Genomic DNA, 24,893 nt, shown 5'->3' on the forward strand with positions numbered 1-24,893 from the left:
TTTATGGTTTTATAACATAACCTAGTCCTTTCATTGTATGAATGAGTTTGGTTTTGAAAGGTTTGTCTATTTTTTTTCGCAAATACGTAATATAAACGTCTACAACATTTGTGTTCATATCAAAATTAATATCCCAAACGTTATCTAAAATTTGATCTCGAGATACTATCATACCTGCATTTTTGCCTAAATAATACAATAATTTAAACTCTTTAGCTGTCAAAATTATAGATTCTCCGTCTCTTTTAACCGTTTTCGCACGTCCATTTATCTCTAAATCACCAACTGCAATAACATCGATCTTATCGGTTTCTTGATGTGCTCTACGGTGTAAAGCATTGACTCTTGCGTCAAGTTCTCCAAATTTAAAAGGCTTAACTAAATAATCATCCGCTCCTGCATTAAGGCCGGTTACAATATTTTCGGATGTTCCTAAAGCTGTTAAAAGCAAAACGGGCACAAAGTTTTTACTTGCGCGAAGTCTTCTGCATATTTCAATTCCATTAATATCAGGCAGCATTACATCTAGAATTACAACATCAAAATTATAGTTGTGAATCATTTCTAGTGCAGTTTTACCATCAAGCGCCACACTTACTTCGTTGTTATTTTCTGCAAATCCTTTGCGTAAAATCGATAAAAGATTTGGTTCGTCTTCGACTATAAGTAGTTTCATATTAATTTGTATCAACAACAAAAATAGGGATTGCCATTAAAAATACTATTCATAACTGTTATAAATTATGATTTTATTATGAACAATTACTAAGATTTTGATGCAAAAAAAAAGCAACTCAGAATAAGTTGCTTTTTTATATACTAAAATTGGGTTATTTAGTACTAGTTTTTGAAGTTAAAGCTTAATACAGCTCCTAAACCAAATTGAAAAGTAGAAACATAATCATCAACTGCAACTGGTCCATACCAATATGTCCAATAATAACTCTCACCAACCGCTGCTGACATAGATTGTAAATAGGCATTAATATTTACAGAGACTGATGATGCAGTTTTGATCTTTACCCCTCCTTTTATGTCCCATGCAAAATAAGTACCACTTCCGCCCTGAGGTGTTTCAATGATACCAACTCCCGCTCCAGCGCCTAGATAAGGCAAAAGATTTGATCCTGTATCGAAATAATGAGTAAAATCTGCAAGAATAAAATTGAAAGCTCCTTTATCATTTCCAGCATTGATTTGATTTCCAGTTGGACCATAAAATGGTATTTTAGTATCAGCTCTTAAGTATTTTAATTCAACCGAATTGTTTGTTGAGAAAAAATACTCAAAACCAGCACCATATTGAAAACCATCTTCAACTGTTGCTGAATAACCATCGTAGTCGATGCTGTCAGAAAAATTGTAACCACCATACAAATTAAGAGAAAATGACCTCGCATCTTGTGCATTCATTCCTATTGCAAATAGGAAAAAAACTAAAAATAAACTGTACTTTTTCATAAATTTTGTTTTTGAAAGTTAATAGGGAACTCAAATTTAAGTTTTTTCTTCTGAATTTTAATCTTTTTTTAACAAAAAAAAATCACACTCACAAATACTTAACCAATTAGAAAACATTTGTTTACATTTTTCAAAATGTTTCACCAGCATTCAAATAGAATCCTTTAGAACTATTTCCCCATGCATAATCAACGATTAAATTTGTTCGAGTTTTTTTATCAATTAGAATTCTTAATCCAATACCCGCTGCCGGCTGAATTGCATGAAATAGAGATGTATTTGCATCGTTATTACTAGCTGTAACAAAATTGGTAAAAACGGTACCGCTAATCATTTGATTGCAGGTAATGGGAAATCGAAGTTCTGTAGACAGATAAATCAATCCGTCTCCTCTAAACAAACCTTGTGTATAACCTTCTCCACTCCTGCTGCGCTGATCCCAGCCTATTGCAGGCAAATTTAAATAAGGCACCTTTCCTCGTGTTACAAACTGTCCGTAGGCCCAGATTCCCAAAATATAACGGTCGTTTTTACGTGATAACGGAATAAACTGTCTGAATTCTGTATACAAAACATTACTGTATTGCTGATTATCAAATAAAACAGGATTAAAACGATAATTAACATTGGCGAACCAGCCTCGATTCGAATTCACTTGATTATCTCGTGAATCATATACCATATTAAAACTTACTCCTGTTAGAAAATATTCTAAATTGTCAAATCCGTGCAGCTGACTGTAATTGTAATGGTAAGTTAAATTGCCGTTAGCGACATCCAACTCTTTGTCGTTTATATTAGTGTACCAATCAATATTTACACCTCCGCCTACATAAAAATTCTTTCTTACTTCAAAAGAAGCCGTTTGATGAAACTTAAAATAATTATAATCCATTGATTGCGCAATTGAGTCGATACTAAAACTTGGATCTCGATCGCGACGAGGCGGAATAATATCGGTGCCTAAACCGTAATTGGGCTGTGAGAAAATATAAAGACGATAATCACCGCTTAGAAAAATTCTATTATTCTTCAACAAAATATTATTTTTCACATTGATCATCCATTGCTTTTTCAAAGTGTAAATAATTCCAAGATTTGCGACAGAATATTTATCAGCTTCTTGTTTGCCTTTAAACGTGTATTGCGCAACTCCTCCAAAAAAAAATCCGGTCGCTGGTTGTGAGCCAATTGCCGGAATTACAAGAAAAAAGTTGCTTTTGTTAGGTTTAACAATATAAATAGAATCTTTCTTTTTAAAGACTTCAAAAATAGTTTTAGGTGCGCATATTTCTGAATTATTTGTCTCTGATTGTGCATTTAAATATAAAGGCATAAAAAGAAGCAAGAATGCTAGTTTCAGGATGTGTTCAAAATAAGTATTTTCTAAGAATTTCACTCTTTAAAAGTTTTAATTTCTACTAAAACCACATTCAAACCTAATGTAAATATAGCTTATTTTCAATACATTACTAAAATTTAATGCGTTTAATTGTATAAAAAAACCGTCAATTTACATTGACGGTTCCTATTAACTAATTATATAGAATTAACTATTTCGTAATAAACTTTGGATGAATTAAATTTTCTAATGAATAAATTTCATCCCATTTTTCTTGTGTTATCAGCTTTCTTTCTAAAACAGCAATTTGATGTACACTTTTGTTTGTTTTCAAAGCTTCACCAGCAATACTTGCGCTTTCTTCGTAGCCAATAATTGGATTTAATTGTGTTACAATTCCGATACTGTTCATTACCATATTATAACAGTGATCAACATTTGCCGTAATTCCGTTGATACATTTATCAATTAAAGTCTGAATTGCATTTGAAAGATAATCAAGCGACGTAAACATTGCAAAAGCGATTACAGGCTCCATAACATTCAATTGCAATTGTCCTGCTTCTGCGGCCATCGTAACCGTTAAATCCTGACCAATTACATAAAAACAGGTTTGGTTTACTACTTCTGGAATTACAGGATTTACTTTTCCTGGCATTATAGACGAACCTGGCTGACGTGCAGGCAGATTAATTTCGTTTAAACCTGTTCTCGGCCCTGAACTTAATAATCTTAAATCGTTACAGATTTTAGAAATCTTAACTGCAGAACGTTTTAATGTTCCCATTATCTGTACGTATGCTCCAGTATCAACTGTTGCTTCGATTAAATCTGGAGACAGCGTTAATGCAATTCCAACTTCTTCAGCTAGATATTTCACGCATATTTCAGGATAACCTTCAGGTGCATTTACTTTCGTTCCAATTGCAGTTGCTCCCATATTGATTTCCAATAATAATTCCTGAGCATTTCTTAAACGCTGAATATCTTCACCAATCGTAGTCGCATATGCTTTAAATTCCTGTCCTAAAGTCATTGGTACAGCATCTTGCAGCTGCGTTCTTCCCATTTTTAGAACTTCTTTAAACTCCTCACCTTTCTTTGCAAAAGCGATTTCTAATCCAGAAAGCGTTTTAATGAAACTTTCCATTTTTAGAAACAATGCAATTCTAAATGCTGATGGATATGCATCGTTTGTAGACTGTGAACAATTTACATGATTATTTGGATGTAAAAAGCTGTATTCGCCTTTTTTATGTCTCAAATATTCAAGTCCAATGTTTGCAATCACTTCATTAGCATTCATATTTACAGATGTTCCTGCACCCCCTTGAATTAAATCGCTCACAAATTCGTCATTAAATTTACCAGCAATTACTTGATCACTTCCATAACAAATCGCTTCGGCAATTTTAGGATCTAATGCACCGCAGTCTTTGTTTGCCAAAGCAGCAGCTTTTTTTACATATCCTAAAGCTTTGATGAACAAAGGCTCTTTAGAAATAGGAATTCCTGTAATATTAAAATTCTCTACCGCTCTAAAAGTCTGGATTCCGTAGTATAAATGATTAGGTATTTCCAGCTCTCCCAGAAAATCATGTTCCTTTCTTGTTGATTCCATATAATAAAATTGCTATGTTTTTAACTTAAAAATAAATGTAAAGCTACATCAAATTATGCATTAAAAATGTGAATGAAATCAAAATGATTTACGATTTGCATAGAATATTTTATTCTAAATTATTACCTTTTCACTCTCAAACAATTATCAAAACAGAGTTGAAAAAAGAAAGCGAATATTTTCTTGATAAAGAGTTCAATACCATTATTTACGACAAAGACGATCTGAATTTTAAAGATTTTGAATGCTGCGTTTTTAATAATTGTAACTTTTCTGCCTGTACTTTTCTTGCTGTTACTTTTATTGACTGCGTTTTCAACGATTGCATTTTTAATGAAGCAAAGATTAATTATGTTGCTTTTAGAACTGCTTCTTTTAATCGATGTGAAATTAAAGAAGTAAACTTCGCCATGTGTGACAAACTGATTTTTGAAGTCAGTTTTACTGATTGCATTTTGGATTTTTCAAAATTTTATACTTTAAAAATAAAGGGGACTCCATTTGTCAATTGCAGTTTAATTGCAGTCGATTTTATGGCGGCCGATTTAACCAATGTTATTTTTGACAATTGCGATTTATACCGCTCCGAGTTTGATAGAGCTATTGCCAACAAAGCCGATTTTAGAACGAGTTATAATTATACAATTGATCCATCAAAAACGAAGCTTAAGAAAGCCGTTTTTGCTTTAAAAGAATTGAAAGGTTTATTGTTTAAATATGATGTACTTGTGAGTTAACTAAGTAACATTAATCTGTTTTTTTTTAGGAAGTACTGAATTTGGCAATAAGAATAAAATCAACAAAACACTTGTCAAACAGAATAAATGGATAAGCGTACCATAGAAAAAAGCATTATAAAAATGTAGAAAGTCTGTGTTTCCTTTTGTTAAATAGTAAAACACACTTCCAGTAATAGTAATTCCTAAAGCACCAAACAATTGCTGCAATGTAGAATAAACTCCTGAAGCATTTCCTATTAGATTTTGAGGTAAATCTTTCAAAGCAATATTAGCAAATGAGGGCAAAACCAATGCAACGCCGGCACCATGTAAAAACATTACAAAATATCCTCTAAAATCAAATGTTTGGCAATAAAAAAGTACAAGTTGTAAAATAAGTGCAACTATAAGCAGCAGTGCACCAATAATCAATACAACTTTTCCATAACGCAGTACTAGTTTAGCAGAAAAAAAAGAGGACAGAATAAAACCGCTCCCTTGAAATACAATAAAATATCCTGCGTGCATTGGAGAAAGTCGAATTCTTTCTTGTAAATAAATCGCAAGTACAAAAAAATAAGCATCGAGCATCAACATAAAAAGTGCAGATGCTGAAACTGCCATATTAAAATTTCTATTGGCAAAAAGTTCTAAGTTTAATAAAGGTTCTTTTTTCTTAGATTTTCTTCTTATTTGTCTAATAATAAAAATAAGAATTAATATAGTTGACACAGGCAGACTAATGACAGCCTGACTGCTTTGTTCTAATCCTACAGCCATAGAAAAAACCAGCATTGCAAGACCTGCGCATAATATACAAGCACTCAAATAATCCATTTGCAAGGAAGAATAGTCTCTAGAATGATTAAGAAAGCGAATCGCGAGCAAAATACCTGCAGCACAAATAGGCACATTTATTAAAAATATATAACGCCAAGAATGATCAATAAATAAAGGCTTTAGCTCTACAAGAAAACCTCCTAAAAATTGCCCCAGCATAGTACCAATACCAATTGCAATTCCGTACCAACCCATTGCGTACGTACGCTCCTTATGATCAGTAAAAAGAACTTGTATATAAGATAAAACTTGCGGCGACATTAAAGCTGCACTTATTCCTTGAAAAAATCTAAGTAAAATAAGTTGGTCTGTAGTTCCTGCAAAACCACATCCTGCAGAGCACACCATAAATAGAATCATTCCTATAATAAATAATCTTTTTCTTCCGTAATAATCCCCCATTTTACCTCTAATTATTAAAAAAGATGCAAACCCAACCATATACATCGCAACCACTAACTGAATTTTCGCATTACTGGAACCAAGTCCGCGTTGAATTGACGGAATAGCAATGTTAACAATAAAAATATCCAAAATGGTTAGCAAATGCCCAAGTAATAATATAAGTAATGAAATATATTTATTTTTCATAATATATAGAATGATCTATCTATTTAAGGTTAAAAAAAATTAGAGTAGCTGTTTTAAAGTGTTTTTTACAGCTTTGAGATCGTCAGTGTTTCCGTGTATACTTGCAGAAACTACTGCTCCTTCTATCATTAAAAAGATTGTATTCTGCAATGCATTTTTTTCTAACGGCAGATTTTTAACTACACTAATTTTAGTAATTAGAGTATCAATATAATCACTTTGACGCTTTTTATGCGAAATGATAAACTGCTTTATTTTTTTATCTTCCCGTCCAATTTCAGCATTTACTTTGATAAAATGACAACCGGAACAATTAGACTCGTCTTGCAATTTAATACGGTAATCTATTAGTTTAAGTAATTTTTGTATTGGGTCTTTCTCCTCTTTTAAGAAGTCATCGAGGTTAGTAAAATACTCTATTTCTTGCTGTTCAAGATAATGGTATAACAAATCGCTCTTTGATTGATAATGCTTATAAAGAGAACCAATAGCAATACCTGCTTCAGCAATAATTTGGTTAATTCCCGTGCTGTTATATCCTTGATGATAAAACAAACGAGAGGCCGTTTCAAGTATCCTTTCTTTTACGCTGATTTTCTGTTCCATTCTCTTTTTTTTCAAAGATACAACAAAATAGATAGATCTATCTATACAATGCTTTTCTAATGAATAAAAACTTGAAGTTTGAATTTAATTAATCAAAGATTGCAACGATTTTCCCATCACAAAATCTTCCATTAAATAGCCATTTCCAATTTCGATATCCACTTCTTCCTTCACATCGAAACCTATTTTTTTATAGAAATTCAATGCTGTGTTGAAGCGGTTTACATTTAATAAAAGCGCAGTAGAGTTATTTTCTAAAGCTAATTTTTCAATTAAATCGAAAACTATTTTCCCATAACCTTTTCCTTGAGTTTCTGGCAAAAGATATACTTTATGAATTTTAGTTACAGTTTTATTTTTGTAATTATGCTCAATTCCAATGAATCCTATTGTTGATTCTGAATCTAAAATTAAGTAAAACAATTGTTCTTTATCTTCTATTTGTTTGATTAAAGCTTCATCTGAATAAAACAATCCTAACATGTAGTCTAACTGTGTTTTAGATAAAATACTGCCGTACGTAATTGGCCAAGTGATATTTGTAATTTCTTGAATTATTTTAACATCGTTTATTCCTGCGTCTGAAATTGTAATCATATTATATTCTGAAAATTCTTTTAAATTGTAAAAACTTGATTTTCCTGTTCGCTTACTCTAATAAATGTAGTTCGCTTAGAAAGTTCTTTTAATCTTGGAGCTCCTACATAAGTGCAAGTGCTTCGTAATCCTCCTAAAATATCCAAAACAGTTTGAATGACATTCCCTTTAAAAGGCACCTGAACTGTTTTTCCTTCGCTTGCTCTATATTCTGCAACACCTCCAACGTGTTTGTCCATTGCGGTTGTTGAGCTCATTCCGTAAAATTGTTTAAATTTTTCACCATTTATTTCAATCAGCTCCCCTCCGCTTTCAGTATGTCCCGCGAGCATTCCGCCTAACATTACAAAATCTGAACCTGCTCCAAAAGCTTTTGCAACATCGCCCGGAGTTATACAGCCGCCGTCACTTATAATATGTCCGCCTAAACCATGAGCAGCATCGGCACATTCAACAATTGCAGAAAGCTGCGGATAACCAACACCCGTTTTTACTCGTGTTGTACAAACAGAACCTGGTCCAATACCAACTTTTACAATATCGGCACCAGCCAAAAGTAATTCTTCTACCATTTCGCCTGTAACGACATTGCCAGCAATAATAACTTTATCTGGATATTGTTTTCGTGTTTGTTTTAAAAACTGGACAAAATGTTCTGAATATCCATTTGCAACATCAATACAAATAAATTTTAAGAGCGGGTTTGCAGTAACTATTGTTCCAATTTTTTCGAAATCTTCTTTTCCTGTTCCTGTACTTATGGCAATATAATTATAGAAATCTGGAGTAACATTTTTTAGAAAACTATTCCATTCCTCTAAAGTATAATGCTTATGAATTGCGGTAAAAAGTTTTTCTTTTGCCAAAACCTGCGCCATTTCAAAAGTACCAACTGTATCCATATTTGCTGCCATAATTGGAATTCCTGTCCAATCTGCTGTACTGTGCAAAAACTTGAAATTTCGTTCGAGAGAGACTTCAGATCTGCTTTTTAGTGTAGACCTTTTCGGGCGAATCATTACATCTTTAAATCCTAGTTTCAGATCAGTTTCTATTCTCATAGTTCAAGATTTTGGTTACTCTCAAATATAAGGAATTTTAGATTGCAGGCTTTAGATTTTAGATTATAAAATCCTAAAATTCTGAATGCTGATTAACCTGATTCGCTATCGTGAAAACGCGGATGGAAACGGATTTTTTCTTTCTATACTTTTAATAGGTTTCTACTTCGTTCAGCCTGACAAACGTAAAAACTAAAAAAAAACTGCAACTGAACACTAAAATCTGAACACTGAATACTTAAAAAATCTACCCGTGAATAGTTTCTCCTTTTCCGTAATTGGTAATAATTGATTCTTCAAATTCCAACCATTCTCTCCAGCGTTTTTCAACATCTATTCCAACTCCGTATTTTCTTGCATAAGTAATAAAGGTTGTATAATGACCTGCTTCACTTTCCATTAATTCTCTGTAAAAAACGGCTAGTTCTTCATCTTTAATATTTTCAGAAAGCACTTTGAAACGTTCACAGCTTCTGGCTTCGATCATTGCAGAAAATAATAATCGCTCTACTAAACCTGAAACACGGCTTCCGTCGCCGCTTTTCTTCATATATAAATAAAGTTCATTTACATAATCGTCTTTGCGTTCTCGTCCAAGTTTTAATCCTCTTTTAATAATGATATTGTGAACTTGCTCAAAATGATCGATTTCTTCTTTGGCTAAAGCCAATAAATCCTGAACTAAATCTTGATGTTCTGAGTTATTGGTGATAATTGTAATCGCATTTGTTGCTGCTTTTTGCTCGCACCATGCATGATCTGTCAAGATTTCCTCTATATTTTTCTCAACAATATTTACCCATCTAGGGTCGGTTGGCAATTGTAATCTTAGTACGCCCATGGTTTTTTTGTTTTTTTTGTTTCAGGTTCTTTTAGTAACGAAAAAAGTTTAAAGTTCTAAACCGTCTTTTGAACAGTCCAAAACTTTAAACTTGAAACTTTAAACTTGAAACTATTTTTTAGTAAGCAAAAATTGGTCTTTCGCTCATCATTTCGTTTACTTGTTCAGCAACTTCTTCGATAACATCTTCATTTGTATGATCTGTAAGAACTTTATCAATAAGTGCAACAATAGTTTCCATGTCTTTTTCAACTAAACCACGAGTTGTGATTGCAGCTGTTCCTACACGGATTCCAGAAGTTACAAATGGTGATTTATCATCAAATGGAACCATATTTTTATTTACAGTAATTTCTGCTTTTACTAATGCATTTTCAGCTTCTTTACCAGAAATATTTTTATTTCTTAAGTCAATAAGCATCATGTGATTATCTGTACCGCCAGAAATAATATTGTAACCTCTTTTTACGAAAGCATCAGCCATTGCATTTGCATTTTTTTGTAATTGCATTGCGTATGTAAAGAATTCATCTTTAAGAGCTTCACCAAAAGCAACTGCTTTTGCTGCAATAATATGCATTAAAGGGCCTCCTTGATTTCCAGGGAAAACAGCTAAATCTAATAATGAAGACATCATTCTGATTTCTCCTTTTGGAGTTTTTAAACCTTGTGGGTTTTCAAAATCTTTCCCCATTAAGATCAAACCTCCACGAGGTCCGCGTAATGTTTTGTGAGTTGTTGTTGAAACAATATGACAATGAGGGATTGGATCATTCATCAAACCTTTTGCAATTAAACCTGCAGGGTGAGAAATATCAGCAAATAAAATTGCTCCTACGCTGTCTGCGATTTGTCTGAAACGAGCAAAATCCATATCACGAGAATAAGCCGAAGCTCCTGCGATGATTAATTTTGGCTGTTCTTTTGTAGCAATTTCTTGGATTTTGTCATAATCTAAACGACCAGTTTCAGCATCTACACCGTAGAAAACTGGACGATACAAACGACCAGAAAAGTTAACTGGTGAACCATGAGTTAAGTGACCACCATGAGATAAATCAAATCCTAAGATTGTATCACCAGGATTTAAACAAGCATGATATACAGATGTATTTGCTTGTGAACCTGAGTGAGGCTGTACGTTTGCATATTCAGCACCAAACAATTCTTTTGCTCTGTCGATAGCAATTTGCTCAATAACGTCAACTACTTCGCAACCGCCGTAGTATCTTTTGCCAGGATACCCCTCGGCATATTTATTAGTTAAAACAGACCCTGCTGCTTGCATTACTTCATCACTTACAAAATTTTCTGAAGCGATAAGTTCTAATCCGTGAATTTGTCTATCTTTTTCCTCTAGGATAAGATTAAAAATTTGTTCGTCGCGTTGCATTTTTTCGTTTTTCGTTAATTTCCTGCAAAAATACAAAAAAACGTTTGTGATACTGTTAGATTATGATATATTTGACAAGTAATTTTTCAACAAATAATTAACATTCAACATGCCAATAACCGCCAACGATACCAAAAGAAAATCATGGTTAGAAGTACCAGAAAATAGCGACTTCCCTATTCAAAACATTCCTTTCGGTGTATTTCTTACTAAAGAAAATATCGTGACTGTAGGAACAAGAATTGGCGATTACGCTATAGATTTAGGGGCTTTACAACAATTGAACTATTTCGCAGGAATTGATTTGACTGACGATATGTTTATACAAGATACGCTTAATGATTTTATTTCTGACGGAAAAAAAACATGGCGTTTAGTTCGAAATCGCATTGCAGAGATTTTCGACGAAACTAATCCACAACTTAGAGATTCAACAAAAGACAGAGATATTGTTATTTTTAACATCGATGATGTAGAAATGCAGCTTCCAGTTTTAATTGGTGATTATACTGACTTTTACTCAAGCAGAGAGCACGCTACAAACGTAGGTAAAATGTTCCGTGATCCTGAGAATGCACTTCTTCCAAACTGGTTGCATATTCCAGTAGGTTACCACGGTAGAAGTTCAACAATTGTTCCGTCAGGAATTCCGGTTCACAGGCCAATGGGACAAACTTTACCGGCAGGTGAAAAATACCCTGTTTTCGGACCGTCTCGTTTAGTGGATTTTGAATTGGAAACTGCTTTTATTACGACTGACGTGAATGTAATGGGTGAAAACATTTCAACCTATGAAGCCGAAGATTATATTTTTGGTATGGTTTTACTAAATGACTGGAGCGCACGTGATATTCAAAAATGGGAATATGTGCCACTTGGACCATTTCTAGCTAAAAACTTTGCGACTTCAATTTCTCCTTGGATTGTGACTATGGATGCTTTAGAGCCTTTTAGAACAAAAGGACCTAAGCAGGATCCTACTCCGCTTCCTTATTTACAAACAAAAGGAAAAAAAGCATTTGATATTCATTTAGAAGTTTCAATAAAACCTGAAGAGCAAGAAGAAACTGTCGTTTCTAAATCAAACTTCAAATATTTGTACTGGTCAATGAGTCAGCAATTAGCACATCATACTTCAAACGGATGTCGCGTTAATTCTGGTGATATGATGGGTTCTGGAACTATTTCGGGACCAACTCCTGATAGTTTTGGTTCTATGTTAGAGTTGACTTGGGGCGGAAAAAATCCTCTTAAGTTAAATGACGGTACTGAACGTAAATTTATTGAAGATAACGACACGGTAATTATTAGAGGTTTCTGCGAAAATAATGAAGTACGAATTGGATTTGGAGAAGTTTCAAGTCAATTATTACCTCCATTCATCAGACAATGAAGAGCGGATCAATCTGAAGATATACAGTAATAAAAAAACCTTGATGAGAGCCAAGGTTTTTTATGCTTTATATTTAATCTTGAAAAAAACGGAAAAAAAAGCAATTTATTCCAAGATCACCTTTACCCAAACCAAACGATGATCTGAACTTGACTCCCGTTTTTCGACTAATTCTGACATTGGTTCACCTTTTGCAGGCCAGAATACACCGCTATCGACAACCTTAAAACCAAGTCTGGATGGTAATACGTAATCAGCTCGCATTCTCCAAAAGGCTGTATGATTAACTCCAAAAGGGTTTTTAGGACTATATCCCGCACCACCTTTACTAGCAGGCGTAAAATCGTTATTAATTTTCGGGCTCTCTATTAATGACTTTATACCTTCTCTAATAGCATCCCTCTCAACTGGTGAAGCATTTTGATCACCCAATATCACAAATCGAGAATCCGGAGGCAAACCACCTTTTTTCCCTTTATCATCATAAATATACGAAGCTGAATTGTCTAAAATATAATCTCTCCAGAATCGGATTTCATCATGATTTCTTTTTCCATTTCGATCTTCATCACCATCAAAAGTAGGAGGAGTTGGATGACTGACTAAAAAATGAACTGTTTTATCACCAATCTCTACAGGAACATCCCAATGAGATTTTGAAGATAATGGAAATTCCTTCCATGCTTTCTTACTGTACCAATCCGATCCATCGGCTTTTTGAGTAAGCAATGCTCCTGGCATATCTTTCCATTTAAAATATTGAAAAGTACGAACCGCCTTAACATCAATAGGATATTTAGACAAAAGCACCATCCCATATTGCCCAGGATACATACCATATCCCCATGCATCATTTCCAAAATTGTTAAACTTTCCATCATTGTTCAAATCGTACGGACTTGGCTGACCAGTATTTACTGTGGAATAATAGTAGTAAGGATAGTCAATAGCCGTTGCTCTGCCTTGGCTCACATTTAAATAGTTTTTTATAAACGCCTTTACACCAGGTTCAGGATCTTTAATATAGTCAAATTCGTTTAGTAAAATAACGTCCGGCCGAACAGTCTGAATAATCTCGGCAATATTTCTGATTTGAGTATTAAGCCCTGAATTAAGCTGATAAATCAATATTTGCTCCGATTTTCCCATTGCGCCTTTGGGAGAATAATTATCAGATTCCATACTCACATTGTAGGTCGCAAATGTAAGCTCAGTTTTTTTCTGCGATTCTGACTGTGAAAATAGAACTTCGGAAGAAAGTATGAGAAGGATGAAAAATATTTTCTTCATATAAAATTAAATCTGCATTTCTGCATTGTTAAACATAAGTATAATAAGAAGGATACTGAGACACAGAACAAATTTGTCTCTTAAAAATACAACAAAAAAAGCTGCCACTTTTGATGACAGCTTAAATAATATAAGAAAGTCTCTTTGTATCTGATAATTTCATCACAGATAAAAAAAACAAAACGATTATTTTAGAATCTGTGGCTGCTATTTTTATGCAGGAATCTGCTGACTTAAGCAATGCAAAGTTCCAAATCCCCAAATAAAATCAATACAGCTTATTCCGATTACTTCTCTATCAGGGAAACATTCGGCTAAAATATTTAAAGCCACGCGATCGTTGCTGTCGTTAAATGTTGGTACTAAAACGCAATTATTTAAGATTAAGAAATTAGCATAACTCGCAGGCAATCTTAAATCCTCGAAATCTACACGTTTTGGCATCGGAAGCGCCACAATAACAGGAGATTTTCCGTTTTCTAATTTTGCATTTTGCAAGCGTTTCAAGTTATCCTGTAAAGGTTTGTAATTTGAATCATTTTTATCTGTTTCGACAATGGTTACAATCGTATCTTCATTTACAAATCGGCATAAATCATCGATATGACCATGAGTATCATCGCCTTCGATTCCGTCACCCAGCCAAATTACATTCGTAACACCTAGATATTCTTTAAAAACAGCTTCGTAATCTTCTTTTGTAAAACCTTGATTTCGAACCTGAATAGTAGGATGCATCAAACACTCTTCGGAAGTAAGTAAAGTTCCTTTTCCATTTACATCAATTGCACCACCTTCTACAATTACTGGTTTTCCTTTGTACGTAACTTGAGTTAAAGGCACGTCAATAAAATCAGCTATTTTACCAGGAACAAACTTATCCAATTGATAGTTTTTGTATTTCGCCCATCCATTGAAATTAAAGTTCAATGCTTCTCTTTTTGAACCATTTTTCACAATAATCGGCCCAGAATCACGCATCCAGCTTCTGTTGGTTTTATGAATGATAAATGAGACATTATTAATGTTTACACGAGCTCTCTCAAGCATATCGGCAACTTTTTCTTTTAGTTTTTCATCGGCCACAACTAAAAAAACAGTTTCAAATGTTGCTGCTTTTTTTATAAATTCTACAAAAGCCCATTGAACAGCTTCATATTTTCCCGGCCAGTCATTACCATTATGAGGAAAACACAATACAATTCCTTGCTGCTTTTCCCATTCTGCTGGAAATCTTCTATTATTTGTTGACATAAAAAGGTTCTATTTTGAAAGAGTACAAAGATAAACATTCGTTAGGATTTTAAAACATTTGAATAGAAATCATCTGATATTTCATCATTATTATCTTCTAAAAATTAAGTTAAAGATTAAATAATGAAGGCTTAATATTCTGCCGAGATTCGCTAATTACATTTGGCGAAACTAAAAAACTAACAAATGAAAAAATTAAGTATCACATTATTAGCAGCATTAGCTCTTATGACAAGCTGTAATAACGATGAAAACTCAAAAAATGAAGAAAACGAAATTGTTGCAAATGAAAACCCAGCAACCTTTAAAGAAATTGGGTCAATCACAATAGGTGGAGAAGCTGCTGCAGAAATTTCTGCTTACTGCGAGAAAACTAAGAAACTTTTTACGGTAAATAATAGTGGAACAAATCAAATTGATGTAATTGATTTATCAGATCCAAGTAAACCTGCAAAAATTGGAAAAATTGATTTAACACCTTACGAAGGCGCATCAAACAGCGTTTCTGTGTATAATGGAAAACTTGCTGTTGCTTTAGAATCAACAACAAATAAACAAGGAAACGGAAAAGTTGTAATTTTCAATACAAGTGATTACAGCTTAATAAAACAAGTAACTGTTGGAGCTTTGCCAGATATGATTACATTTTCTCCTGATGGCAAATATATTATGACTGCAAATGAAGGAGAGCCAAATACAGATTATTCATTGGATCCTAATGGAACAATCTCGATTATAGATACTAGCACTTATAATGTTACAACCCTTGATTTCAGCTCGTTCAGCAGTCAAGCTGCAGCATTAGCAAAAGATGGATTTAGGATTTCTAAATTTGTAAAAAGTTTCGCTCAGGATATTGAACCAGAATATATTACCATTTCTGATGATTCAAAAACTGCATGGGTGACTCTTCAAGAAAATAATGGTGTTGCGAAGGTAGATTTAACTTCAAAAACAATTACAGCTATCTATCCGCTTGGTTTAAAAGATTTTAATACTGCTGAAAATGCGATTGATGTAAGCGATAAAGATGATAAAATTGCCTTTAATCCATGGAAAGTAAAAGGAATGTATATGCCAGATGCAATTAGTCATTTTTCAGCAAACAACGTTCCTTACTTTGTTACAGCTAACGAAGGAGATGCGAGAGAATATGCGGCTTACTCAGATATTAAACGAATGAAAGATATGAAGCTGGACGCTGCTGTTTTCCCAGATGCTGCAACTTTAAAATTGGAAACAAATTTAGGAAGACTTAATCTTGTTACTGATATGGGTGATACTGACGGAGACGGCGATTTAGATCAAATGGTGAGTTTTGGTGCTCGCTCTTTCTCTATTTGGAATGGAAATACTGGAAAAATTGTTTACGACAGCAAAAATGATGTCGATAAAAAAACAAATGAATTTGGAACTTATGATGATAAACGAAGTGATGACAAAGGATCTGAACCTGAAGCTGTAGTTGTAGCTAAAATGGGAAATCAAAATATTTTGTTCGTTGGACTTGAAAGATCTGATGCTTTTATGACTTACGATGTAACAAATCCTGCTTCACCGCAATATTTGCAAACGGTAAAAACCGGAGATGCTCCTGAAGGGCTTCTTTTTATTCCAGCTTCAAAAAGCCCTAATAAAAGAAGTTTAGTTGTAGTAAGCAGCGAAGGTGATGGAACCATAAAGATCTATCAGCCAGATCTTAAGTAGTTAATTTTAACAAATTTATTAAGAGGGTGAAATATTAATTTTACCCTCTTTTTTTATCAAAAATTGAGTTTTTATTAACTAATTTACATAATTAAATGCCAAAATATGGGAATTATGTAAGACCTAATAGAACACAATCTAAAACATGAAGCATAATTTTGTCAGGAGTTTAATAATAAAAACAACTAAATTTTTGATATCATGAAAAAGAAATTAGCTTCCTTATCACTTTTATTCTTAGCATTTGCGGCAAGTGCTCAAAATATGGCAACGACCTCTGCGCAGTCAACTGTTGATCAACCTGCTTATAACAAATGGTCTATCGAACTTAATGGCGGTGTTAATAAACCAACACGAACAATGACTTCTGGTTATTCTACATCAACTTTGAACCCATTTCATGCTGATTTAGGCGTTCGATATATGTTTAGTCCAAAATTTGGTGTTAAACTTGATGTTGGATACGATCAGTTTACAGAACGTGACAATACTCCGAATTTTGAAAGCAGATATGTTAGAACAAGTTTACAAGGTGTTGTAAATATTGGACGAGCTTTAAATTTTGAAACCTGGACTAATACTATCGGAATCTTAGCTCATGGTGGATTTGGTGTTTCGCAAATAAGCACTGAAACTGGTTTTGGTGGTCAAGATTATATGGCACACGGAATTATTGGTTTAACGGGACAAATTAAAGTAAGTAACAGAGTTGCTTTAACTGGTGATCTTACGGGAATTGTAAACGGAAGACAAAATTGGAATTTTGACGGAATGGGCAATACTACAACTGGATCTTTTGACGGTGTTTTATTAAATGCTTCTGTAGGTTTGACGTTTTACTTAGGTAAAAATGAAAAACATGCAGACTGGGTAAGCGAAGAAGATCGATACGGAAAATTGGAAAAAAGAGTGGACTTGATAGAAAGCGGTCTTTTGGACACGGACAAAGATGGTGTTGCTGATTTATACGATTTAGAGCCAAATTCTATTGCTGGTGTTGCGGTAAACACAAAAGGACAGTCAATTGATACAAATCAAAATGGAGTACCTGATGAAATGGAAAGTTACTTAGACAAAACTTACGAAAAGAAAGGCAATGGAACTGCAACTAATAATACTGTTGAAGAACTAATTAACGGTGGTTATGTAAATGTTTACTTTGACTTTAATTCGTCTAAACCGACAAACGCTTCATTATCTGGTGTTGATTTCTTAGTTAAATATCTAAAAAATAATCGAGGAAAATCAGCTGATATTATTGGTTATGCTGACGAAATTGGAAACACAAGTTACAATCAATCACTGTCTCAAAAAAGAGCTGAAGCTGTCAAAAAAGTAGTTATTAACGCTGGTATTGATGCTTCAAGATTAAATGTAATTGGTAATGGTGAAGACACTTCTGTAAATAAAAAATCAAAAGAAGCACGTCAAATCGTGAGAAGAGTTACTTTCCAAGTAAAGTAATTTACCTATAAAGCTAAAAACCAGAAAAGGAGCTGTATCATTTTTGATACAGCTCCTTTTTATTATTTTAGAAAAACTCCTTACGAAGCTTTTCACAGCAAATTTTTGTTAATTAAATGCACAATTTGATAAAGCTCCACAGGAGTAAAATAGTTATAGCAAAGGATATACATTTGCACTATAAAGCTCCAGAGGAGTTAAATATTTATAGCATATCAATAAGACAAATAAAAAAAGCTCCAGCGGAGCGACATTTGTTAGGTAAAAAAAGATGTCACTCCGCTGGAGCTTTATATTGTAACCATTAATTCTTTGTTATAAATATTTCGCTTCTCTGAAGCTTAAAAAAGGGCAAAATAATATTATTTTGCCCTTTTTATATTTATGATAAATCTAATTATCTATCTATTGCTCTTTTTGTAATATCTCCGAAAGCATCAATTCTTCTATCTCTAAAAAATGGCCAGTTTTGACGAACATTTTCTTGTAAATCTAAATCAACTTCGGCAATTAGAATTTCTTCTTGATCGTGAGAAGCTTGCGCTAAAATTTCACCTTGAGGGCCAGCAATGAACGATGCTCCCCAAAACTGAATTCCTTCTGTTCCTTCAATGTACTTTTCAAGACCAATTCTATTTGCTGCCGCAACAAAAACACCATTTGCAACTGCATGCCCTTTCATTACATTCATCCAAGCGCCATATTGATTTTCACCATATTGTTCTTTTTCTTTTGGATGCCAACCGATTGCAGTTGGATAAAATAAAACTTCTGCTCCTTTTAAAGCTGTAATACGTGCTGCTTCTGGATACCATTGATCCCAACAGATTAAAGTTCCTACAGTTCCTTTTTTAGTTTCAATTGCTTGAAAACCTAAGTCTCCAGGTGTAAAGTAGAATTTCTCATAAAAATGCGGATCGTCTGGAATGTGCATTTTACGGTATAAACCAGCTTCTGTTCCATCAGTATCAATAATATAAGCACTATTGTGGTAAATACCAGCCATTCTTTTTTCGAAGAATGGAACGATAATAACTACTCCCAACTCTTTTGCCAATGCGCTAAAAGCAATAAATGAAGTGCTGTAAAGTGGTTCTGCTAATGCAAAATTATCTACATCTTCGCTTTGGCAGAAATAATGACTGCTATATAATTCTGGAAGCAAGATAACCTCTGCTCCTTTTCCGGCAGCATCTCTTACCCAGCTGATACATTTTTTAAGATTATTTTCGGCTACGTCATTCAAATTTAATTGAATAACCGCTATTTTATACTTTCTTTTCGGCATGACATAAAATTTAGAGTGCAAAAATAGTAAATTTTAGAGGAATGACAAACCAAGCGTATCGGGCGTTTCTAGAAAACTACAATCAAACTTTTCTAAAATTAGAAACTTTGTAAAGTTTATTTAAAAAAGAAAACCATTTCACATCAACTTAAAAAAATTAAATCTCTGCAAAATGGCTTCTCAACCTATTTTTCTTATTAGAAACTATTCAATAACCACTTTTTGAGTCAGGAATTCAGTTTCAGATTTTTTGAATTTAATTTCAAAAGTTCCTTTTGCGGTAGATTTAAATTTATAAACAGTTTTCTTTGGTTCTGGAACTTGTAGTGTACAAACTCCTGTTGGGTATTTTACATCTATCTGCAAACCTTTTACTTCACCAATAGTTGTTTCAGAAATTTTTACAAATTCACCACAAGCATTATCGATAAGATAAGTTACATCATAACTTAATTCTTCATTTACTTTTCCAGTTTCTGGTCCTTTAATTTCTGTTGCAAATGCCGCTTTTGTTTTTTCTGGAGCTGTTGCTTTATCGTCATCGTTACTACATGAAACAAATGCAGTTGTTAAAAATAATACTACTAATGCTGATGTTAATCTAATACTTTTCATATAAAATAATAATTAATTGTTAATTACTATGAAGATGTCTCAAAATTGAGATGGTTGCTTTTATAAAATGTTAAAAAACGCACCAACAAAATAATACACTAGTAATCAAGTATTTATTTTGGAATAATTTTTTGAAAAATAATGAGATTTTCTAATAAAAAGCTAAATATCTCGCATAGCCCCGGTAGAAACGGCATCCTTTTTATCCGCTTTTTAGCGGCTGAAAAGATACAGTGGATAACGGGACAAATGGTCTGGAATAAAACTTAGAACTGCTTCAAAAAAAAAACATCAGCCTTTCGACTGATGTTTTTTATGATAACTAATCTAAATTTTATTTCTTCTTTTTAAATATCATTTTAAAAAGATTCACAACACCTAAAACAACAAGTCCTAAAGCAAGTCCAATTACAAACTCTTTTATAATTGTTGGGATATTTATTGTTTCTGATAAATGGTGAAAATATGGAATATAGTGTACAAAGATACCGCCGGCAACTAATAGCAAGGCTATTGTACCAATTACGGTTAAACTCTTGATCACTAATGGAAGTCCTTTTACTAAAAGATTTCCAATGAAGTTTGATATACTTTTTTCTCCTTTGCTAAATTTGATCAGTTTATAGCCAGCTTCATCCATTCTAACGATAAGAGCAACAATACCATAAACTCCAATTGTTGCCACCAAAGCGATTATTGACGTTACAGCGATTTGCTGTGAAATTGGTTTTCCTATAACAGTTCCAAGTGCAATAATTACGATTTCAACTGATAGAATAAAATCGGTTACGATTGCTGATTTTATTTTGCCTTTTTCGGCTTCTATAATTTGTTCTTCTGTAAAAGTTTCTTCTGTAATTCCTTCAGATTCTTCATGACTGTGAGGGAAAATAAATTCGTAAATCTTTTCTGCACCTTCATAAGCTAAGAAAAGTCCGCCTAGAACAAGAATTACAATGATTGCAATAGGAAAAAATGCACTTAACAAAAATGCAATTGGCAAAATGATAATTTTATTAAGAAGTGAACCTTTACTGATTGCCCACAATACAGGAAGTTCTCTTGAAGAAGCAAATCCCGATGCTTTCTCTGCATTTACAGCTAAATCATCGCCTAAAATTCCTGCTGTTTTCTTTGCTGCAACTTTACTCATTACGGCTACATCATCCATAATTGCTGCAATATCGTCTAGTAATACGAAAAAACCTGATGCCATTGATATTTGTTTTTGTTTAAATTTAGTTGTGCGAATCTAAGACTTTTTATGCTAATCTTAATGATGTAAAATCACAATTAATTCCTAACTGCACTGTCCTAACAGCACCCAAATAATTATAAAAATAAATACTGTGCTAAAACAACCGCATCCTAATTTCTTAGCACCATAACCTGCAATTAATCCTCTAACTATATTATTCATATCTTTTATTTTTAAACTACTGTAAATTTGATAATTAAAGATGAGATTGACTTACATTACTTATAAAAAAAGTTTCATTATTTTATGGACATAAAAAAAACACCAGCATTTCTGCTGGTGTTTTTCTGGTGAGTAAAAAGATGCAAATATGCGCATCTCTTCATTATTTTCAACTACTAAATTATTTTACTTCGTGGGTTTGGTTTCTGAAAACCAATTTTCCATCGAAAGCATCAATTAAAATAATACTGTCTGTTGTAATATTGTTTGCCAAGATTTCTTTTGACAACTGGTTCAGCACTTCTCTCTGAACAATACGTTTCACTGGTCTTGCACCAAACTGAGGATCATATCCTTTTTCAGATAAGTAAGCAACAGCTTCTGGCGTAGCATCCATTGTGATACCTTGCAAAGCAAGCATTTTTGTAACACTCTTAAGCTGCAAGCCTACAATTTTCGAAATATTATCAACTGTTAATGGCGTAAACAATACAATTTCATCAATACGGTTTATAAATTCCGGACGAACTGTTTGTTTCAATAAGCCTAAAACTTCAACTTTAGCAGCTTCAGTAGTATCTTCAATACTTCCTTTTAGATTCTCAAACTTTTCTTGTATAATCTGGCTTCCCATGTTAGAAGTCATGATAATAATTGTGTTTTTAAAATCGGCAAGACGACCTTTATTGTCCGTCAATCGACCTTCATCTAAAACTTGCAATAAAATATTGAAAGTATCTGGATGTGCTTTCTCTATCTCGTCTAATAAAACTACAGAATATGGTTTCCTGCGAACAGCTTCTGTTAACTGACCACCTTCATCATAACCTACATATCCTGGAGGTGCACCAACCAAACGGCTCACGCTGTGACGTTCTTGATACTCACTCATATCGATACGAGTCATAGCATTTTCATCATCAAAAAGATATTCAGCCAATGCTTTTGCAAGTTCTGTTTTACCAACACCGGTAGTTCCTAAAAATAAGAATGTACCAACAGGTTTTTTCAAATCTTGCAAGCCTGCACGACTTCTGCGAACAGCATCACTTACTGCTTCAATTGCCTCTTCTTGTCCTACAACACGTTTGTGCAACTCGTCTTCAAGATGTAAGAGTTTCTCTCTTTCAGTCTGAAGCATTTTCATTACAGGAATACCTGTCCATTTTGCTACAACTTCGGCAATATCTTCTCTTGTTACTTCTTCTTTAATTAAAGAAGTTCCTGATTGAAATTCTTGCAGTTGTTTTTGCAATGCTTCAAGACGTTCTTGCGCTTCTTTTATTTTTCCGTAACGTATTTCAGCTACTTTTCCATAGTCACCGTCACGTTCAGCACGTTCAGCTTCATATTTAAAATCTTCAATTTCTAATTTTACAGCCTGAATTCCGTCCACAATATCCTTTTCAGATTTCCATCTTGCATAGATCTCGTTACGTTCTTCTTTCAGATTTGCTAAATCCATGCGAAGGATTTTCAGCTTACTTTCTTCTTTCTCACGCTTTATCGCTTCAATTTCGATTTCAAGCTGCATAATTTTACGATCCAAAACATCTAATTCCTCAGGTTTTGAATTGATTTCCATACGCAGTTTTGAAGCAGCTTCGTCCATTAAGTCAATAGCTTTATCTGGTAAGAAACGGTTTGTAATATAACGCTGCGAAAGTTCAACAGCCGCAATAATAGCTTCGTCTTTAATTTGAACTTTATGATGCGTTTCGTACTTTTCTTTAATACCACGTAAAATTGAAACTGCACTTTCGGTATCTGGCTCATCAATTAATACCTTTTGGAAACGTCTTTCTAAAGCTTTATCTTTTTCAAAATACTTTTGATATTCATCTAAAGTAGTTGCTCCAATGGCTCTTAACTCACCACGAGCCAAGGCTGGTTTCAAGATATTAGCCGCATCCATTGCTCCTTCTCCTCCACCCGCACCTACAAGTGTATGAATCTCATCAATAAATAAAACGATATCACCTTCGGCAGATGTAACTTCTTTTACCACCGATTTTAAACGTTCTTCAAATTCTCCTTTAAACTTAGCTCCTGCAATCAAAGCTCCCATATCTAATGAGAAAACGATTTTATCTTTTAAGTTTTCAGGAACGTCTCCATCAACAATTCTGTGCGCTAAACCTTCTGCAATTGCAGTTTTACCAACTCCGGGTTCTCCAATCAACATTGGATTGTTTTTCGTTCTTCGAGTTAGAATCTGCAATACGCGTCGAATTTCTTCATCGCGCCCAATAACTGGATCTAATTTTCCTGTACGAGCTAATTCGTTTAAGTTTTTTGCGTACTTATTTAATGAATTATAAGTTTCTTCGGCAGATGCTGATGTTACTCTTTCACCTTTTCGAAGTTCTTCGATAGCAGCTTTTAAGCCTTTTCCTGTAACACCTTGATCTTTTAAAATTTGTGAAACTTTGCTTTTTGAGTCGAAAATAGCTAAAATTAAATGCTCGATCGAAACATATTCATCGTTCATTTTTTGTGCTATAATTTCGGCTTCATTCAAAGCTTTGTTTGCGTCTCTTGAAAGCAGAATATCGCCTCCTGAAACTTTTGGAAAGCTTTCAATTGTGCTGTCTAATATTTGTAAAAACAACGGCACATTTACATTGAGTTTTTTCAAAATAAACGGTGCAACATTTTCATCTACTTCAAAAATAGCTTTAAAAATGTGTTCGTTTTCTATTTGCTGCTGACCATTTCGTTGTGCCAACTGTTGTGACAGCTGAATGGCTTCCTGCGATTTAATTGTAAACTTGTTTATGTTCATATTTTTTCGATTTGATTGATTTATTTGCTTGATTTTCAATAGGATTAAAGTTACAATTTATTAAGTTACATTTTTAACCTAAATAATTTAACTTTGCATTTTAACAAACAAATTATATTCCATAGTAAAAAAGCAGACAAAACGACATGAAAAACAACTAAATCGCTTATTTTAAATGTCAAAAAGTCATAAAACAAGTCAAATATGAGTTTTTTAAATTCAATCTTCGGAAGTTCAGAGAACTCAGAAGCACCAAAAAGTAAAGTAAACTGGACAGAATTAACAGATATTCTTCAATTAATGGAGATCGAAGCGATCTCAAATGAAAAACCAGTAGTTATTTTTAAGCATAGCACAAGATGCAGTATCAGCCGTATGGCACTGAAACAATTTGAAAGAGATTTTGATCTTGAAAATGTAGTCGATGCTTATTTTCTTGATTTAATTGCACATCGTGATATATCAAATGAAATTGCAAGCAAATTTGGTGTTTATCACGAATCTCCACAATTGATTTTAATCAAAAATGGAAAAGCCGTTTATGATGTTTCGCACAGCGATATTGATGCTGAAGCATTGAAAAGTAAAGTATAAATTGATGTGAA

Annotated in this window: 21 protein-coding genes; 5 read left to right on the forward strand and 16 right to left on the reverse strand. The window is 33.5% G+C overall.

Going from position 1 to position 24,893, the window contains the following annotated elements:
• Nucleotide 1: 1 nt before the first annotated feature.
• The 4 genes from NLG42_RS17140 to aspA all read right to left on the reverse strand — a co-directional run bounded on the left by NLG42_RS17140 (nt 2) and on the right by aspA (nt 4,424).
• A complete protein-coding gene (locus tag NLG42_RS17140) occupies nt 2-676 on the reverse strand; it encodes a response regulator transcription factor (protein ID WP_089057737.1) in 675 nt (224 codons plus the stop codon).
• 164 nt (nt 677-840) lie between these two features.
• Entirely contained in the window at nt 841-1,461 is a 621-nt protein-coding gene (locus NLG42_RS17145; RefSeq protein ID WP_257681671.1) for a porin family protein, read from the reverse strand.
• A gap of 130 nt (nt 1,462-1,591) precedes the next feature.
• The gene (locus tag NLG42_RS17150; protein ID WP_257681672.1) at nt 1,592-2,860 is read right to left on the reverse strand and encodes a BamA/TamA family outer membrane protein; all 1,269 of its coding nucleotides are present in this window, start codon (nt 2,858-2,860) and stop codon (nt 1,592-1,594) included.
• Between the two features lie 154 nt (nt 2,861-3,014).
• The gene (gene aspA / locus NLG42_RS17155) at nt 3,015-4,424 is read right to left on the reverse strand and encodes an aspartate ammonia-lyase (protein ID WP_257681673.1); all 1,410 of its coding nucleotides are present in this window, start codon (nt 4,422-4,424) and stop codon (nt 3,015-3,017) included.
• A gap of 158 nt (nt 4,425-4,582) precedes the next feature.
• Between aspA and NLG42_RS17160 the strand changes: the two genes are divergently transcribed.
• Entirely contained in the window at nt 4,583-5,161 is a 579-nt protein-coding gene (locus tag NLG42_RS17160; RefSeq protein ID WP_257683995.1) for a pentapeptide repeat-containing protein, read from the forward strand.
• Here NLG42_RS17160 and NLG42_RS17165 read toward each other — a convergent pair whose 3' ends face one another.
• From NLG42_RS17165 to glyA, 6 genes are all read right to left on the reverse strand, one after another.
• The gene (locus NLG42_RS17165; RefSeq protein ID WP_257681674.1) at nt 5,162-6,574 is read right to left on the reverse strand and encodes an MFS transporter; all 1,413 of its coding nucleotides are present in this window, start codon (nt 6,572-6,574) and stop codon (nt 5,162-5,164) included.
• 39 nt (nt 6,575-6,613) lie between these two features.
• On the reverse strand, nt 6,614-7,180 hold the full coding sequence (locus NLG42_RS24445) for a TetR/AcrR family transcriptional regulator (protein ID WP_307774281.1): 567 nt from the start codon (nt 7,178-7,180) through the stop codon (nt 6,614-6,616).
• 84 nt (nt 7,181-7,264) lie between these two features.
• Complete coding sequence (locus NLG42_RS17175; RefSeq protein WP_257681675.1) at nt 7,265-7,777, reverse strand: GNAT family N-acetyltransferase; 513 nt, start codon at nt 7,775-7,777, stop codon at nt 7,265-7,267.
• 20 nt (nt 7,778-7,797) lie between these two features.
• Nucleotides 7,798-8,838 (reverse strand): GMP reductase, encoded by a 1,041-nt coding sequence (locus NLG42_RS17180; RefSeq protein ID WP_257681676.1) that lies wholly within the window; start codon nt 8,836-8,838, stop codon nt 7,798-7,800.
• Nucleotides 8,839-9,085: 247 nt separating this feature from the next.
• Nucleotides 9,086-9,679 (reverse strand): MiaE family protein, encoded by a 594-nt coding sequence (locus tag NLG42_RS17185; RefSeq protein ID WP_089055797.1) that lies wholly within the window; start codon nt 9,677-9,679, stop codon nt 9,086-9,088.
• A gap of 118 nt (nt 9,680-9,797) precedes the next feature.
• Nucleotides 9,798-11,072 (reverse strand): serine hydroxymethyltransferase, encoded by a 1,275-nt coding sequence (gene glyA, locus NLG42_RS17190; RefSeq protein WP_089057729.1) that lies wholly within the window; start codon nt 11,070-11,072, stop codon nt 9,798-9,800.
• A 109-nt stretch (nt 11,073-11,181) separates the two neighbouring features.
• Here glyA and fahA point away from each other — a divergent pair, with 109 nt between their 5' ends.
• On the forward strand, nt 11,182-12,465 hold the full coding sequence (gene fahA, locus NLG42_RS17195; RefSeq protein ID WP_257681677.1) for a fumarylacetoacetase: 1,284 nt from the start codon (nt 11,182-11,184) through the stop codon (nt 12,463-12,465).
• Nucleotides 12,466-12,570: 105 nt separating this feature from the next.
• Here fahA and NLG42_RS17200 read toward each other — a convergent pair whose 3' ends face one another.
• Together NLG42_RS17200 and NLG42_RS17205 are read right to left on the reverse strand one after the other, a co-directional pair.
• A complete protein-coding gene (locus NLG42_RS17200; protein ID WP_257681678.1) occupies nt 12,571-13,755 on the reverse strand; it encodes an endonuclease/exonuclease/phosphatase family protein in 1,185 nt (394 codons plus the stop codon).
• A 213-nt stretch (nt 13,756-13,968) separates the two neighbouring features.
• Nucleotides 13,969-15,009: an agmatine deiminase family protein gene (locus tag NLG42_RS17205; protein WP_257681679.1), complete on the reverse strand. Its 1,041-nt coding sequence runs from the start codon at nt 15,007-15,009 to the stop codon at nt 13,969-13,971.
• Between the two features lie 186 nt (nt 15,010-15,195).
• Between NLG42_RS17205 and NLG42_RS17210 the strand changes: the two genes are divergently transcribed.
• The gene (locus NLG42_RS17210) at nt 15,196-16,716 is read left to right on the forward strand and encodes a choice-of-anchor I family protein (protein WP_257681680.1); all 1,521 of its coding nucleotides are present in this window, start codon (nt 15,196-15,198) and stop codon (nt 16,714-16,716) included.
• A gap of 201 nt (nt 16,717-16,917) precedes the next feature.
• Nucleotides 16,918-18,180: an OmpA family protein gene (locus NLG42_RS17215; RefSeq protein ID WP_257681681.1), complete on the forward strand. Its 1,263-nt coding sequence runs from the start codon at nt 16,918-16,920 to the stop codon at nt 18,178-18,180.
• A gap of 397 nt (nt 18,181-18,577) precedes the next feature.
• Here the strand turns inward: NLG42_RS17215 and NLG42_RS17220 are convergent, their stop codons facing one another.
• The 4 genes from NLG42_RS17220 to clpB form a co-directional block, all read right to left on the reverse strand.
• Complete coding sequence (locus tag NLG42_RS17220; RefSeq protein ID WP_089057723.1) at nt 18,578-19,468, reverse strand: carbon-nitrogen hydrolase; 891 nt, start codon at nt 19,466-19,468, stop codon at nt 18,578-18,580.
• A 204-nt stretch (nt 19,469-19,672) separates the two neighbouring features.
• Complete coding sequence (locus tag NLG42_RS17225; protein ID WP_257681682.1) at nt 19,673-20,083, reverse strand: hypothetical protein; 411 nt, start codon at nt 20,081-20,083, stop codon at nt 19,673-19,675.
• A 334-nt stretch (nt 20,084-20,417) separates the two neighbouring features.
• The gene (locus tag NLG42_RS17230; RefSeq protein ID WP_257681683.1) at nt 20,418-21,299 is read right to left on the reverse strand and encodes a DUF808 domain-containing protein; all 882 of its coding nucleotides are present in this window, start codon (nt 21,297-21,299) and stop codon (nt 20,418-20,420) included.
• A gap of 385 nt (nt 21,300-21,684) precedes the next feature.
• Nucleotides 21,685-24,288 (reverse strand): ATP-dependent chaperone ClpB, encoded by a 2,604-nt coding sequence (gene clpB, locus NLG42_RS17235; RefSeq protein ID WP_089057720.1) that lies wholly within the window; start codon nt 24,286-24,288, stop codon nt 21,685-21,687.
• A 204-nt stretch (nt 24,289-24,492) separates the two neighbouring features.
• Between clpB and ytxJ the strand changes: the two genes are divergently transcribed.
• Nucleotides 24,493-24,882 carry a bacillithiol system redox-active protein YtxJ gene (gene ytxJ / locus NLG42_RS17240; protein WP_089057719.1) on the forward strand — a complete coding sequence of 130 codons (390 nt, stop codon included), beginning with the start codon at nt 24,493-24,495 and terminating at the stop codon, nt 24,880-24,882.
• Nucleotides 24,883-24,893 lie beyond the last annotated feature (11 nt).

This window comes from Flavobacterium plurextorum (assembly GCF_024638035.1).
GTDB lineage: Bacteria > Bacteroidota > Bacteroidia > Flavobacteriales > Flavobacteriaceae > Flavobacterium > Flavobacterium plurextorum.